Origin of the sequence: Staphylococcus sp. HMSC65H10 (assembly GCF_001839185.1) — a bacterium.
In the GTDB taxonomy this organism is placed as follows: domain Bacteria; phylum Bacillota; class Bacilli; order Staphylococcales; family Staphylococcaceae; genus Staphylococcus; species Staphylococcus simulans.
Genome location: NZ_KV840327.1, coordinates 46,361 through 61,272 on the forward strand (window position 1 = coordinate 46,361; position 14,912 = coordinate 61,272).

Here is a 14,912-nt window from a genome sequence, read left to right on the forward strand (position 1 = left end):
AACTTTTTAGCAAATGTGTCAATAATATGGATGTAGTTAGCATTTAAAGTGAAATATGACAAAATTATGACTAGACCTTTTCTAGATTAGAATATTTCTAATTAAAAAGGTTTGATGACTTTAAGGTTTAAATTTGTGTGTTATAATTAGTGTATTGTCAATAGTATGGAGGGCGTTAAAAATGCATATAATTGCGATAAGCATCAACCATCGTACCGCTGATGTAGCACTGAGAGAGAAAGTTGCTTTCAAAGCTGATGCCATACAAGAATCGCATATTGATTTATTTGAAACTAAATCAATATTAGAAAACGTGATTTTATCAACATGCAACCGAACAGAAGTCTATGCAGTAGCAGACCAGATTCACACTGGACGTTATTACATCCAACGCTTTTTAGCGCGTAAATTCGGTTTAGAAGTTGAAGAAATCAAATCAATGTCTGAAGCATTGGTGGGGGATGAAGCTGTAGAACATTTATTTAATGTAACTTCAGGCTTAGATTCTATTGTGTTAGGGGAAACACAAATTCTTGGCCAAATGAGAGATGCATTCTTTACAGCACAAGAAGTTGGTACAACAGGTACGATTTTCAATCATTTATTTAAACAAGCAATCACATTTGCGAAACGTGCACATCATGAATCTGATATTGCTGATAATGCTGTCAGTGTTTCATATGCAGCCGTAGAATTAGCTAAAAAAGTATTCGGCAATCTTAAATCACAACACGCTGTGATTATTGGTGCCGGCGAAATGAGTGAACTCTCATTACTGAACCTAATGGGTTCAGGTATCGAACATGTTACGGTTGTGAATAGAACAGCTGAGCGTGCACGTCAATTAGCAGAGAAGCATCAAGCTTCTTATGCCACTATGGAAGAATTAGAAAACTTATTAGTCAATGCGGATATAGTAATTAGTTCAACAAGTGCATCTGACTATATTATTACTCGAAATATGATGGAATCTGTAAAACGTCAACGTAAACAAGAGTCAATGGTTTTAATCGATATTGCGGTACCTAGAGATATTGATCCAACTATTGAATCCGACATGAACATTTTCAGCTACGATATCGATGACCTTAAAGGACTTGTTGATGCTAATTTACGTGAAAGAGAAGCAGCAGCAGCGCAAATCGCTGAACAAATTCCACATGAAATCGCAACGCATAACGATTGGGTCAACATGTTAGGTGTCGTTCCTGTTATCAGAGCTTTACGTGAAAAAGCAATGCATATCCAACAAGAAACTATGGATAGCATTGACCGTAAATTACCTGATTTAAGTGAACGTGAACGTAAAGTGATTTCTAAACATACTAAAAGTATCATTAATCAAATGTTGAAAGATCCGATTAAACAAGCTAAAGAATTGAGTAATGATAAAAATAGCAGTGAAAAATTAGAGCTGTTCCAAAATATCTTTGATATTGAAGCTGAAAGCGAATATGAAAAGAGTGTTGCAAAAAAAGAACGCCGACTTTCAGCAAGACAAATCTTAGGTTTTGATTAAACAGCCATAGTATGGTGATGATATGCAAGATATATTTTTCGTGCGTTTCCATGAAGTAACCTTGCTGATTTATTTACTCAGTATTTCTTGCTATTTTTATGATTTTTTTAAAAAGAATCATAAAATTAGAACCTTAGGGTTCTACACACTAGGGATTGTTTGGTTACTGCAAACAATCTCTTTGTCTTTATATATCAATATGGCCAGAGCGGTTCCGCTCGGTTCGGTCTTTGATGTGTTTTATTTTTTGAACTGGATGATTTTATCGATTTCTATAGTCATCAGTGTTGTAAAACATTTAGACTTTTCTATATTTTTGTTTAATGCCATTGGGTTTGTTGTGATGTCGATACATACCTTCAGACCAAATGAAACATATATTCGAGATGCAGAATTCAATGTTAATCATGAATTGTTGATTATACATGTATCGCTGGCCATTATCAGTTATGCATTATTTTCACTCGCATTTGTAAATGGTGTGTTATATGTATTGCAGTATCGTAACCTTAAACACAAGCATTTCGATCAAAAATATTTTAGAATAGGTAGTGTGTACAGCTTAGAAAAGATGACGTTTTATTCAACAGTCATCGGATTAGTTATTTTAATTATCGGAGTAATTTTAGGCGCACAATGGGGTTTTCAGACAATAGGTTTCAATATTTTGCTAGATCCTAAAGTGGTATCTTCAATAATTGTAATGATTTGTTATGGTATCTACATTCTCTTACGAACAAGAAAATGGGTAAGCCCTTTAAATCATGTTTTATTTAATATGCTGATTTATCTTTTCAGTATGTTCAACTTATTGTTTATTTCTCATTTTCCGAATTTCTTCGGATAAAGTATAACCTTATGCAGAGGAGGACGTTGGCATGCGTAAGCTTGTCGTTGGTTCAAGAAGAAGTAAATTGGCATTGACTCAGAGTCGTCAATTTATTGAAAAGTTAAAAGAGGTACAACCAGATTTAGATATTGAAATCAAAGAAATCGTCACAAAAGGTGATCAGATTGTAGATAGACAACTTTCTAAAGTCGGGGGTAAAGGTTTGTTTGTTAAAGAAATACAACAAGCCTTATTTGACCATGAGATTGATTTAGCCATTCACTCTTTAAAAGACGTGCCAAGTGAATTACCAGAAGGGCTAACACTTGGCTGTGTTCCTGATAGAGAAATTCCATTTGATGCATTTATTTCTAAAAATCATGTGAAACTTGCAGATTTACCGGATGGTAGCATTGTTGGTACAAGTTCTTTAAGACGTGGCGCACAAATTCTAGCAAAATACCCTAATCTTGAAATCAAATGGATTAGAGGTAATATCGATACAAGACTTAATAAACTAGAAACTGAAGATTATGATGCGATTATTCTCGCAGCTGCAGGCCTACGTAGAATGGGTTGGTCTGATGATATCGTTACCGAGTATTTACAACCAGATTTACTCATTCCAGCAATCGGTCAAGGTGCACTAGGAATTGAATGTCGTAGTGATGACGAAGAACTTTTAGATCTGTTGAAAAAAGTGCATAATCAAAGCGTAGCAGAATGCGTTACTGCAGAGCGTACGTTTCTTAAAGAAATGAACGGTAGTTGCCAAGTCCCTATTGGAGGTTACGCAACTGTTGATAATGACGGACAGCTAACATTTACAGGCTTGATCATGTCACCTGACGGTAAACAACGCTTTGAACATACAGTTAACGGACAAAACCCAGTTGAACTTGGCAAAGCAGCAAGTGATGTCTTGAAAGAACAAGGTGCATATGAAATCATTAAAGCATTAAATGATGAAGCCTAATCTATAAGTCGGAGATGAATTGCTATGAGTGCATCAGTCATAATGACGCAATCTAGTTCAATGCCAACAGAAGATAAAGGATGGATACATTTGCCTTTTATTAAATTAGAACCACTCGCTTTTGATGATTCTGTATTAAATCGTTCTTATACTTGGCTTGTATTTTCTTCTAAAAATGCAGTGCGATATTTTTTACCGTATCTTTCACTATTACGCTATGAAAAGGTAGCAGTTATAGGTGAAAAAACACAACGCTTTTGTGAACAACATGGTATAGAAGTAGATTTTTGTCCTGAAGATTTTTCACAAGAAGGATTTCTAGATAAGTTTACGTTCAAAAAAGGAGCCTCTATTTTTATACCCAGCAGTAAAGCAGCACGACCTATATTAGAAGAGGTATTAAAAGAACGTGGGGCAGATGTGGTAAAAATTGATTTATATGAACCTGTTGAGCATCAACAGAATATTCTTTATGCGATTAAGTTGTTAAAAGAACAGTCAGCTGATGGTATTGCATTTGCGAGTTCATCTTCCGCTGAGAACTTTTTTAAAGCATTGAAACGATGCCAAGTACAACCTGATTTTGAGTGTTATGCTATTGGTCAACCAACTTATGAAACAGTTCGTAAAAATGGTTATGATGCTGTCATAGCACGAAAACAAACAATTGATGGTTTAATCTATACAATAAAAGAAAGTAGGAATCTTAAATGAGTTTTGATAGACACAGAAGATTACGTATTAATGAATCAATGCGCAGTCTTGTAAGAGAAAATCACGTACGTAAAGAAGATTTGATTTATCCTATCTTTGTCGTAGAAAGAGACGATGTTAAACAAGAAATTCCATCTATGCCAGGGATTTATCAAATCAGCTTGAATCACCTAGAAGAAGAATTGCAAGAAGCTTATGATTTAGGTATCAGAGCGGTGATGTTCTTTGGTGTCCCAAATGAAAAAGATTCAGTGGGTACAGGTGCTTATGCACATGAAGGTATCATTCAACAGGCAACTAGAAAATCTAAAAAACTTTATCCAGACATGTTAGTGTTAGCAGATACATGTTTATGTGAATATACAGATCATGGCCACTGCGGTTTAATTGATGACCATACACATGATGTTGATAATGATAAAACATTACCATTGCTTGTGAAAACAGCAATTTCTCAAGTAGAAGCGGGTGCTGATATTATTGCGCCAAGTAATATGATGGATGGTTTTGTGACTGAAATTCGTAAAGGTTTAGATGATGCAGGTTACTACAATATTCCAATCATGAGCTATGGTATTAAATATGCATCAAGTTTCTATGGTCCATTCCGTGATGCTGCTGAATCAACACCATCATTTGGTGATCGCAGAACATATCAAATGGATCCAGCTAACCGTCGTGAAGCACTGCTTGAACTTGAAAGTGACTTAAAAGAAGGTGCAGATATGATGATTGTGAAACCTGCGTTAAGTTACTTAGACATTATCAGAGATGTTAAAGAAAGAACGAATGTTCCAGTTATCGCATATAATGTCAGCGGTGAATACAGTATGGTTAAAGCAGCTGCATTACAAGGATGGATTGACGAAGAACGTAACGTTATGGAACAAATGGTTTCAATGAAACGTGCAGGTGCAGACATGATTATTACGTATTTCGCGAAAGATGTTTGTCGTTATTTAGATAAGGAGGACAAATAAATGAGTTACGAAAAGTCTATTGAAGCATTTAAAAAAGCAGAACAATTAATGCCTGGCGGTGTGAATAGTCCAGTTCGTGCATTTAAATCTGTAGATATGCCAGCAATCTTTATGGATCATGGTAAAGGTTCTAAAATCTATGATATCGATGGAAATGAGTATATTGATTATGTATTAAGCTGGGGACCTTTAATTTTAGGTCATGAAAACAAACAAGTGATTGACAGCTTGCATAAAGCAGTCGATAAAGGTACAAGTTTTGGTGCTTCTACATTAGAAGAAATTAAATTGGCAGAGCTTGTAGTCGACCGTGTACCATCAATTGAAAAAGTCAGAATGGTTTCATCAGGTACAGAAGCAACTCAAGATACAATTCGTTTGGCTAGAGGTTACACAGGCCGCGATAAAATCGTGAAGTTTGAAGGCTGCTACCATGGTCACAGTGACTCACTTTTAATTAAAGCGGGTTCTGGTGTTGCGACTTTAGGTTTACCAGATTCTCCTGGCGTACCTGAAGGAACAGCAAAAAGTACGATTACAGTGCCTTATAACGATTTAGAAGCGATTAAACAAGCGTTTGAAATGTATGGCGATGACATTGCCGGCGTGATTGTAGAACCTGTAGCAGGTAATATGGGGGTTGTTCCACCAATTGAAGGTTTCTTACAAGGATTAAGAGATATCACGAATGAGTATGGTTCATTATTAATCTTTGACGAAGTTATGACTGGCTTCAGAGTTGGTTATAACTGTGCACAAGGTTACTTCGATGTTATGCCTGACTTAACTTGCTTAGGTAAAGTAATCGGTGGCGGTTTACCAGTCGGTGCATTCGGCGGTAAAGCGGAAATTATGGATAAAATTGCGCCAGTGGGTTCAATTTATCAAGCAGGTACATTATCAGGTAACCCATTAGCAATGACAAGTGGTTATGAAACATTGAGTCAACTTACACCAGAAAGCTACGAATACTTCAATGAACTTGGAGATATTTTAGAAGAAGGTTTGAAAAAAGTTGCTAAAAAACATAATGTACCATTAACAGTTAACCGAGCAGGTTCAATGATTGGTTACTTCTTAAATGAAGGTCCAGTGACTAACTTTGCTCAAGCAAACCAAAGTGACTTGAAACTCTTCTCAGAAATGTATCGTGAAATGGCTAAAGAAGGCGTCTTCTTACCACCATCTCAATTCGAAGGTACATTCTTATCTACTGCGCATACAAAAGAAGATATTGAGAGAACAATTGAAGCGTTTGATAAAGCATTTGAACGCGTCACAAATAAATAATATAAATTCACTTAATTATAGAGTGAGACATCAAATTCTAGGTGTCTCACTCTCTTTTTGTATAAATTATTTTTGTGAACGATTATAATATCGGTTAGAAATCAATTCTTATAACTTTCGTATAAAGCGTGTTATGATGATAATGAATGAAAAGTAGTGGGATAAGGGTAGTGGTAATCAATGAATAAAAAATTGCGTAATAATATTATCGTATTATTACTGGCAATCGTTATCAGTTTGATTCTATCTGCAATGAATATCATGCTGCCTTATATGTTTGGTCCTATAATCGCAAGTATCATTTGTATCCGAGTCTTCAAGTTGGAAGTAGAATGGCCGTTTTGGCTCAGTCAGTTGGGTTTAATTTTACTAGGGGTACAAATTGGATCCACATTTACACGGACGGTTTTAAATGATATTACGCAAAACTGGTTATCTATTGTTTTAGTAACAGTATTGCTGTTGGGGATGGCAATACTGATTGCATATTTCTTTAAAAAGATTGCAAAAGTAAATAATGAAACAGCATTGTTAAGTGTTATTCCTGGAGCATTAAGCCAGATGTTAATTATGGCTGAGGAAGACAAGCGTGCCAATATATTAGTAGTGAGTTTAACACAGACTTCACGTGTTATCTTCGTAGTCATCTTGGTTCCAATGATGTCTTATTTTATGTCGAGTGGAAGCGGAGAAGCATCTAGCAGTAAATTGGTGGAACTTGAACCGCTCACTCACGTGTTGAATATTGGACAAATCGTATTGTTGATTGTTGCTATTGCGATCGTTTACTTTGTAATGGCAAAAATTAATTTTCCAACGAAGCAATTGCTGGCTCCAATTGTGGTATTAATTGCTTGGAACATGTTTACGAATGAAACATTTTCACTGGATAACTATTTAATTGCGGCAGCACAGATTGCCTATATGATTAGAATCGGTATTCAAATTTCTAAATTAATGAATGATTTAAAAGGACGCGTGGCAGTTGCTATTGCTTTCCAAAATGTAATGCTCATCTTATTAGCTGGTGTCATGGTCTATTTAATATCACTCTTTAATCATATGCCGTTAAATGATTTATTCTTAGGTGCAGCACCCGGAGGTATGAGTCAAATTGTCTTGGTTGCGATGGAAACACATGCTGATGTAGCCATCATTTCTAGTTTCCATATCTTTAGAATTTTCTTCATTTTATTCTTAATCGCGCCAATCATAAAATATTTCTTAAGCTATACTGAGCGTAAACTGAATAAGTAGCACATGAAAATAACCGCCCGATGAGGCGGTTATTTTGTATACATCTTATTAAATTAATGTGTTTCACCTAATGCGATAGTTTCATCACGATTATCTGCTGATAACTCTGAGATTGCCGCTTCCAACCCTTTAACAATAGTATCTAGCGCCATAGAAGGTGTATTCGGTTTATTCGTGACTTGTTCAGGAATGAACGGTACATGAATAAAACCAAATTGAATATAAGGGAAAGTAGTCGCATGCAAATATCCTAATTGATAGAGTACATGATTACATACAAAAGTTCCTGCAGTATTTGAAAGTGAAGCAGGAACACCTGCATCTTTAATCGCTTGTGTCAGGCGTTTTACTGGCATATTTGAAAAGTAAGCAGGTGCGCCATCTTCTTGAATAACTTCATCAATGGGTTGATTACCTTTATTATCTGCAATTCTTGCATCATCTACATTAATGCCGACACGTTCGGGTGTTAAATCAAATCTGCCGCCAGCTTGTCCAATAGCAAGTACCGCATCATATGTTTCAATTTTAAGTTGTTGTTTAATAGCTTCAACCGATTCGTTGAATACAGTAGGGATTTCTAATTTCGTAATCGTATGTTCACCGATTGTTTCTGGTAATAACTTCACTGCTTCTAAAGCTGGATTTGTTTTTTCTTTACCAAACGGATCAAAAGCTGTAACTAAAATATTCATGTTATCTTCTCCTTTATCTGTTTATTAAAATGCCCAGAAATACATTAATCCGATATGTACTAAGATTAATATGAAAGCCACTGGGATTTGTGCTTTGATGACACTAAATTCATTTTTCATTTCTAATAAAGCAACAGGTAATGTATTGAAGTTTGCGGCCATTGGCGTTAATAAGGTACCACAGAAACCACCAGTCATCGCTAGTGCACCAGCAATTGCAGGGTCAGCACCTTGTGCAATGACGAAAGGAATACCAATACTTGCGGTAATAACAGTAAAAGCTGCAAATGCATTACCCATCAACATTGTGAAAATGACCATACCTAATATATACGCAGTGGCGCCAATTAAGTGATTGCCTTCAGGTAAGAAACTTGAAATACCGTTAGAAATCACTTTGCCAACACCGCTGACTGTAAATAGTACTCCTAATGCTGCTAAGAATTGCGGTAAGATACCAACTGTCCCAACTTGTTGTGTCAATCTATCACTGTCATATAACATGTATTTTGCTTTAGGCTTGATAATGAAATACGCAGCAATCAAACCGACAACTGAAGCAATTCCTAAGCCAATAGCGCCACCAAGAGGTGTCCAGTTTGAAATGATGACAGCTAAAACAGCTAAAACAACTGCTGGCCAAAAGAGTTTATTGCCAAAACGTTCAGCGCCTTGATTACCTTGTTCCTCAGTAACGTCCACAATGTTTTTGATAGTAACCTGACGCGTTAATGTTAATAGTCCCATTAACAAGATAAGTGCACCATTGATTACGTTTGGTATATACGGTCCAAAAATAAATGTTATCGCAAGCAATACCCAAAAGAGGGCAGTGCCAATACGTTTTTCTTTGTTTGGATCTCGCAATACACGGTAGGCTGTATAAAGTAATTGGATACCAATTAAAATATAAAAGAACTCAAGGATAGTATCTAATGTATGTTGACTCATGCTTGATCCTCCTTGTTTCTGTATTTACGTTCTAAGTAACGGTCTAACAAAATATTTTTAACTACGACAATCAGAATTGTGATGATTGCGATTGGTACAGAAGTAAGTGCTAAACTGACCGCATTGACTTTAATATCAAGTGAATTGAATGTACCGACCATTAAAAGTACGCCAGCAGCACCTACAAATAAATTCTGGCCAAAGAAGTTACCGTAGTTCTCCATAGCCGAAGCTTCTGCTTTAATTTTCTCCACATCTTTTTCATCGATTTGTTCAGGTTTTAAATTATATTTTGTTTTCAATGCCCCTTGAACCATCGGATTAATTAACGGACGTACGAATTGAGGATGACCTCCGATCCGAATGGAAGCGAGTCCTGCAATTTCTCTAATTAATAAATATAAGGATAATAAACGTCCGCTGGTCATGGATTTAACCTTTCCGATTAATACGGTTGCTTGTTTTTTTAATCCAAATCGTTCAATTAAACCAACCATAGGTAAGGTTAATAAGAAAAGAGATACCAGGCGATTATCGACAAAGGCTTTGCCGAGGACGTCTAATATTTCAAAGAAATCCATACCGGATACAAGTCCGGTTACAATCGCAGCAGCTAAAATAACCGCAATCGTATCAAACTTAAATAGGAATCCGATAATAATAACTAGGATGCCTATTAATTTTAACCATTCCATAAAATGCCCCCTTAAAATTTAATATATTTGATATTCTAGCATAAAATAGAGAGAATTTTACGACAATTTTAAATTCTAAAATAAAATAGGAACACAACCGTGTTCCTACTGTTTTGATGGCTTATAAGGACAACCAATCAAGTGGGCGTCATAGAGACCTGCTGCTTCTAAAAATGAAAACATCGTTACATGACCCATAAACTTAAAGCCATATTTCTTTAAGTCTTTAGACATTTTTTTAGCGCGTTCATCGACGGTGATACGGTCTTTAGATGAACGATATCGCAAATCAATCGGCTGATTATCAACATATGACCACAGAAAATCACTAAAACTGCCATGTTCTTTTTCAATTTGAATATAGCCTTTTGCTTGGCTGACAATTGCTTCTAACTTCTTTCTATAATGAACGATATTAGGAAATTCCATGAGTTCATCAATATCTTTTTCTGTCATTTGTGCAATTTTATGAGGGTCAAATTGATAGAAAGCATCACGATATGCAGAACGTTTCTTTAAAATCGTTAACCAAGAAAGTCCTGCATGTTGTGATTCTAGAGCCATTAGTTCAAATAATTTTTGACTATCATAAAGCGGCTGACCCCATTCTTTATTATGATATTCAATATAGAGTGGATCAGTTGTGTTGAATGCACATTCATTCATAAAATTTCATTCCTTCGCATTGACTTATTTTAGAGTTCTATTATACTATAAATTAGTAGAGAATATGATTTCGGGAAGAGTAGACAGTTGATTAATTTCAAAGAGAATGTATGGTTGGTGAAAATACATAATTGATGCTGTTGAAGGTAGCCCGCTTAGATCTTTAGCTGAACAGTACAGTAGGTTAAAGCGTGTATTGAGCGTTAATCATTATGAAGTGCAATATAGATGAACTATGTTGAATTTAGGTGGTACCACGGAACATCCGTCCTATGTATAGGAACGGGTGTTTTTTATTTTAAGGAGGAATTGTCCTATGGAAATGAAACCAAAATACAATCCGAATGAGGTTGAAGCTGGACGCTATCAAGAATGGGTAGAGAAAGGCTATTTCAAACCTAACGGAGACACATCAAAAGAAACGTATACGATTGTTATCCCACCTCCGAATGTAACTGGTAAATTACATTTAGGTCATGCTTGGGATACAACGTTACAAGACATTTTAACACGTATGAAACGTATGCAAGGTTACGATACGTTGTATTTGCCTGGTATGGACCATGCGGGTATTGCGACACAAGCAAAAGTTGAAGCAAAATTACAAGAACAAGGTATTTCAAGACATGACTTAGGTCGTGAGAAATTCTTAGAAGAAGTTTGGAGCTGGAAAGAAGAATATGCTTCATTTATTCGTCAACAATGGGCGAAATTAGGTCTTGGACTTGATTATGATAGAGAACGCTTCACATTAGATGAAGGCTTAAGTAAAGCGGTTAAAAAAGTCTTTGTAGATATGTATAACAAAGGTTTAATTTATCGTGGCGAACGTATTATCAACTGGGACCCTGTTGCGAAAACAGCGATTTCTGATATTGAGGTTATTCACGAAGACACACCAGGTAAATTCTATCATTTTAAATATCCTTACGCTGATGGCGAAGGATATATTGAAATTGCTACAACACGTCCTGAAACAATGTTAGGGGATACTGCAATTGTCGTTAACCCTAATGATGAACGTTATAAAGATGTTATTGGCAGAAAAGTTATTTTGCCGATTGTCGGTCGTGAGTTGCCAATTTTAGCGGATGAATATGTAGACGTTGAATTTGGTAGTGGTGCTATGAAAGTAACACCAGCACATGACCCTAATGACTTTGAATTAGGTAAAAGACATAACCTTGAATCTATTATCGTCATGGATGAATCAGGTAAAATGAATAACAAAGCTGGTAAATACGAAGGTATGGACCGCTTCGAATGTCGTGACCAATTAGTAGAAGACTTAAAAGCAGAAGACTTAGTGATTAAAATTGAAGATTACACACATGCTGTTGGACATTCTGAAAGAAGCGGTGCCATCGTAGAACCTTACTTATCTACACAATGGTTCGTAAATATGGAACCTCTAGCAAAACGTGCACTTGATAATCAAAAAACAGATAATCGTGTGAATTTTGTACCTGAACGTTTTGAACATACATTTAATCAATGGATGGAAAATATCCGTGACTGGACAATTTCACGTCAATTATGGTGGGGTCATCAAATCCCAGCTTGGTATCATAATGAAACAGGCGAAATTTATGTAGGAGAAGAAGCACCAGAAGATATTGAAAACTGGACACAAGATGAAGATGTACTAGATACATGGTTCTCTAGTGCTTTATGGCCATTCTCAACACTTGGTTGGCCAGATACTGAAGCAAAAGATTTTGAACGCTACTATCCAACTAATGCATTAGTTACAGGTTATGACATTATCTTCTTCTGGGTTGCACGTATGATTTTCCAAGGATTAGAATTTACAGATCAACGTCCTTTCAACGATGTATTATTACATGGTTTAGTTCGTGCTGAAGATGGCCGTAAAATGAGTAAATCATTAGGTAACGGTGTAGATCCTATGGATGTTATCGACCAATATGGTGCAGACAGCTTAAGATATTTCTTAGCTACAGGTTCATCTCCAGGTCACGATTTACGTTACTCAACTGAAAAAGTAGAATCAGTTTGGAACTTCATTAACAAAATTTGGAACGCTGCACGTTTCAGCTTGATGAATATTGGTGAAGACTTCAAATTTGAAGATATCGACTTATCTCAAAACTTATCACTTGCTGATAAATGGATTTTAACGCGATTAAACGAAACAGTTAAAACGGTAACTGACTTAAGTGATAAATATGAATTTGGTGAAGTTGGCCGTGCTTTATATAACTTTATTTGGGATGAATTCTGTGACTGGTATATCGAAATGAGTAAAATTCCAATGAATGGTGAAGACGAAGCGCAAAAACAAGTTACACGTTCAGTCTTATCTTATGTATTAGACCGTACAATGCGTATGTTGCATCCTTATATGCCATTTGTGACAGAAGAAATTTGGCAAAACTTACCGCATGAAGGTGAAACAATTGTGACAAGCGCTTGGCCACAAGTTCAAACTGAATTTATGTATGAAGACAGTAAACAAGCGATGCAATATGTCGTAGAAATTATTAAAGCCGTCCGTCAAGCTCGTTCAGAAGTGAACACACCGCTTTCAAAAGCAATTCCGATTTATATTAAAACGAAAAATGCGGAAATCACTCAAATGCTTGAAGAAAATAAACATTACATTGACCGCTTCGGCCACCCAAGTGAGTTAATCATTTCAACAGATATCGAAACACCTGATAAAGCAATGACTTCTGTAGTCGGTGCAGGTGAAGTGATTTTACCATTAGAAGGTTTAATCGATATGGATAAAGAGATTGCACGTTTAGAAAAAGAATTAGATAAATGGCAAAGCGAACTTGATCGTGTCGATAAAAAATTATCAAACGAAAACTTCGTTAATAAAGCGCCTGAAAAAATTATCAATGAAGAACGTGCCAAAAAAGAAGATTATCAAGAAAAATATGATAGCGTCAAAGCTAGAATTGAACAATTAAAAGCATAGGAGTCCTGATAATGAATTACCTAGACAGCTTATATTGGATACACGAAAGAAATAAGTTTGGTATCAAACCAGGCACAAAACGCATGGAGTGGATGCTAGAACGCCTAGGTCATCCAGAACAAAACATTAAAGGCATCCATGTCGGCGGAACAAATGGCAAAGGTTCTACAGTCGCATATCTACGTGCTGCACTTGTCGAGAATGGTTATGATGTCGGTACATTTACTTCACCCTATATTGAAACGTTCAATGAGAGAATCAGCTTAAACGGGTCGCCAGTCAGCGATGATGTTATCGTTGACCTGGTTGCTCGTGTGAAGCCGGTAAGTGAAGAGATGGAAGCGGAAACTGAATATGGAACAGCGACTGAATTTGAAATTATAACAACGATGATGTTCTTATACTTCGGCGCGATCCGACCTGTAGACTTTGTGATTGTTGAAGCAGGACTTGGTATTAAAAATGATTCGACAAATGTATTTTCACCTATTTTGACAATTCTAACGAGCATTGGTTTAGATCATACAGATTTATTAGGTTCAACTTATTTGGATATTGCTAAAGATAAAGGTGATATCATTAAAGCGGATACGCCGTTTGTTTATTCTGTTAAAGAAGATGATGCTTTAAAATACTTAAGCGAATATGCAGAAAAACAACAAGCGCCTGCTTATGAGTTGGATAAAGATATTTCTGTTGTTTCAGAAGAAGATGAATTTACGTATCGCTTTAAAGATTATGAATTAGAAAACATAGCGTTGCATATGCTTGGCGAACATCAAAAAGAAAATGCAGCTTTAGCGATTACAGCGTTAATTGTGATGTTTGAAGCGGGACAAATTCAGTTAGACTTCAATAAAATGATTAAAGCTATGGAAGAAGTCAGCTGGACAGGGCGTATTGAAGAAGTTAAAGAAAAACCGCTTATGATTATTGATGGCGCTCATAATAATGAAAGCATCGATGCATTAGTGAGTACAATTCAAAATTATTATCATAAAGATAAGGTTGATATTTTGTTCTCAGCTGTAAGCGGCAAACCAATTCATCATATGTTAGAAGATTTAGGACAAATTGCAGATCATGTTTATATCACAGACTTTGATTTCTATCGTGCGAAGCCAAAAGAAGAAATCGCAAATGAAGCAGAACATTTTGATCCAATTTTAATTGATGACTATGTAGACTTTGTAGAGAATTATGAAGGCGATACATTGGTTATTACTGGCAGCTTATACTTCATCAGTGAAGTGAAAGTAAAAGTGAACTTTGAAGCTTAATGGCTTTAATTAAATATTAAATACTAAACTCCTTTTGAGATGACGTTTATTCGGCTCTATACTATTTAGGACTGGTGAGAATCACTAGTCCTATTTTTAATACAAAAAAAGCG

The 14,912-nt window shown here is 35.9% G+C and carries 13 protein-coding genes and 1 other annotated feature; of the genes, 9 read left to right on the top strand and 4 right to left on the bottom strand.

The features are described 5' to 3' along the window. The first annotated feature begins 181 nt into the window (after positions 1-181). The 7 genes from hemA to HMPREF3270_RS04320 all read left to right on the top strand — a co-directional run bounded on the left by hemA (position 182) and on the right by HMPREF3270_RS04320 (position 7,565). Positions 182-1,519, top strand: coding sequence for a glutamyl-tRNA reductase (gene hemA / locus HMPREF3270_RS04290; RefSeq protein ID WP_070848464.1), 1,338 nt, complete (start codon positions 182-184; stop codon positions 1,517-1,519). A gap of 22 nt (positions 1,520-1,541) precedes the next feature. After that, positions 1,542-2,366 (top strand): cytochrome C assembly family protein, encoded by an 825-nt coding sequence (locus HMPREF3270_RS04295; protein WP_002481148.1) that lies wholly within the window; start codon positions 1,542-1,544, stop codon positions 2,364-2,366. Positions 2,367-2,397: 31 nt separating this feature from the next. Next, positions 2,398-3,324, top strand: coding sequence for a hydroxymethylbilane synthase (gene hemC, locus HMPREF3270_RS04300; RefSeq protein ID WP_002481147.1), 927 nt, complete (start codon positions 2,398-2,400; stop codon positions 3,322-3,324). Between the two features lie 24 nt (positions 3,325-3,348). Continuing rightward, the gene (locus tag HMPREF3270_RS04305; protein WP_070626883.1) at positions 3,349-4,038 is read left to right on the top strand and encodes a uroporphyrinogen-III synthase; all 690 of its coding nucleotides are present in this window, start codon (positions 3,349-3,351) and stop codon (positions 4,036-4,038) included. Continuing rightward, entirely contained in the window at positions 4,035-5,018 is a 984-nt protein-coding gene (hemB, locus tag HMPREF3270_RS04310) for a porphobilinogen synthase (RefSeq protein WP_002481145.1), read from the top strand. Before HMPREF3270_RS04305 ends, hemB begins: the two co-directional genes overlap by 4 nt. Next, on the top strand, positions 5,019-6,308 hold the full coding sequence (gene hemL, locus HMPREF3270_RS04315) for a glutamate-1-semialdehyde 2,1-aminomutase (RefSeq protein WP_070848466.1): 1,290 nt from the start codon (positions 5,019-5,021) through the stop codon (positions 6,306-6,308). A gap of 180 nt (positions 6,309-6,488) precedes the next feature. Further along, on the top strand, positions 6,489-7,565 hold the full coding sequence (locus tag HMPREF3270_RS04320; protein ID WP_002481143.1) for an AbrB family transcriptional regulator: 1,077 nt from the start codon (positions 6,489-6,491) through the stop codon (positions 7,563-7,565). Between the two features lie 53 nt (positions 7,566-7,618). Here the strand turns inward: HMPREF3270_RS04320 and pcp are convergent, their stop codons facing one another. The 4 genes from pcp to HMPREF3270_RS04340 form a co-directional block, all read right to left on the bottom strand. After that, positions 7,619-8,260, bottom strand: coding sequence for a pyroglutamyl-peptidase I (pcp, locus tag HMPREF3270_RS04325; RefSeq protein ID WP_002481142.1), 642 nt, complete (start codon positions 8,258-8,260; stop codon positions 7,619-7,621). A gap of 24 nt (positions 8,261-8,284) precedes the next feature. Beyond that, positions 8,285-9,211 carry a DUF979 domain-containing protein gene (locus HMPREF3270_RS04330; RefSeq protein WP_070848467.1) on the bottom strand — a complete coding sequence of 309 codons (927 nt, stop codon included), beginning with the start codon at positions 9,209-9,211 and terminating at the stop codon, positions 8,285-8,287. Then, on the bottom strand, positions 9,208-9,906 hold the full coding sequence (locus HMPREF3270_RS04335) for a DUF969 domain-containing protein (protein WP_070848468.1): 699 nt from the start codon (positions 9,904-9,906) through the stop codon (positions 9,208-9,210). Before HMPREF3270_RS04335 ends, HMPREF3270_RS04330 begins: the two co-directional genes overlap by 4 nt. Before the next feature lie 105 nt (positions 9,907-10,011). Then, positions 10,012-10,572, bottom strand: a complete 561-nt coding sequence (locus HMPREF3270_RS04340; RefSeq protein ID WP_070848469.1) for a DNA-3-methyladenine glycosylase I — start codon at positions 10,570-10,572, stop codon at positions 10,012-10,014. A 62-nt stretch (positions 10,573-10,634) separates the two neighbouring features. Beyond that, positions 10,635-10,848: a binding site (T-box leader), on the top strand. 40 nt (positions 10,849-10,888) lie between these two features. Between HMPREF3270_RS04340 and HMPREF3270_RS04345 the strand changes: the two genes are divergently transcribed. Together HMPREF3270_RS04345 and HMPREF3270_RS04350 are read left to right on the top strand one after the other, a co-directional pair. Then, positions 10,889-13,519 carry a valine--tRNA ligase gene (locus HMPREF3270_RS04345; RefSeq protein ID WP_070848470.1) on the top strand — a complete coding sequence of 877 codons (2,631 nt, stop codon included), beginning with the start codon at positions 10,889-10,891 and terminating at the stop codon, positions 13,517-13,519. Positions 13,520-13,530: 11 nt separating this feature from the next. Continuing rightward, positions 13,531-14,799, top strand: a complete 1,269-nt coding sequence (locus HMPREF3270_RS04350; RefSeq protein WP_070848471.1) for a bifunctional folylpolyglutamate synthase/dihydrofolate synthase — start codon at positions 13,531-13,533, stop codon at positions 14,797-14,799. The last annotated feature ends 113 nt before the right edge of the window (positions 14,800-14,912 follow it).

Coding starts and splice junctions, on each gene's coding strand:
- hemA (WP_070848464.1), top strand. CDS start 182: ATGCATATAATTGCGATAAGCATCAACCATCGTACCGCTGATGTAGCA.
- HMPREF3270_RS04295 (WP_002481148.1), top strand. CDS start 1,542: ATGCAAGATATATTTTTCGTGCGTTTCCATGAAGTAACCTTGCTGATT.
- hemC (WP_002481147.1), top strand. CDS start 2,398: ATGCGTAAGCTTGTCGTTGGTTCAAGAAGAAGTAAATTGGCATTGACT.
- HMPREF3270_RS04305 (WP_070626883.1), top strand. CDS start 3,349: ATGAGTGCATCAGTCATAATGACGCAATCTAGTTCAATGCCAACAGAA.
- hemB (WP_002481145.1), top strand. CDS start 4,035: ATGAGTTTTGATAGACACAGAAGATTACGTATTAATGAATCAATGCGC.
- hemL (WP_070848466.1), top strand. CDS start 5,019: ATGAGTTACGAAAAGTCTATTGAAGCATTTAAAAAAGCAGAACAATTA.
- HMPREF3270_RS04320 (WP_002481143.1), top strand. CDS start 6,489: ATGAATAAAAAATTGCGTAATAATATTATCGTATTATTACTGGCAATC.
- pcp (WP_002481142.1), bottom strand. CDS start 8,260: ATGAATATTTTAGTTACAGCTTTTGATCCGTTTGGTAAAGAAAAAACA.
- HMPREF3270_RS04330 (WP_070848467.1), bottom strand. CDS start 9,211: ATGAGTCAACATACATTAGATACTATCCTTGAGTTCTTTTATATTTTA.
- HMPREF3270_RS04335 (WP_070848468.1), bottom strand. CDS start 9,906: ATGGAATGGTTAAAATTAATAGGCATCCTAGTTATTATTATCGGATTC.
- HMPREF3270_RS04340 (WP_070848469.1), bottom strand. CDS start 10,572: ATGAATGAATGTGCATTCAACACAACTGATCCACTCTATATTGAATAT.
- HMPREF3270_RS04345 (WP_070848470.1), top strand. CDS start 10,889: ATGGAAATGAAACCAAAATACAATCCGAATGAGGTTGAAGCTGGACGC.
- HMPREF3270_RS04350 (WP_070848471.1), top strand. CDS start 13,531: ATGAATTACCTAGACAGCTTATATTGGATACACGAAAGAAATAAGTTT.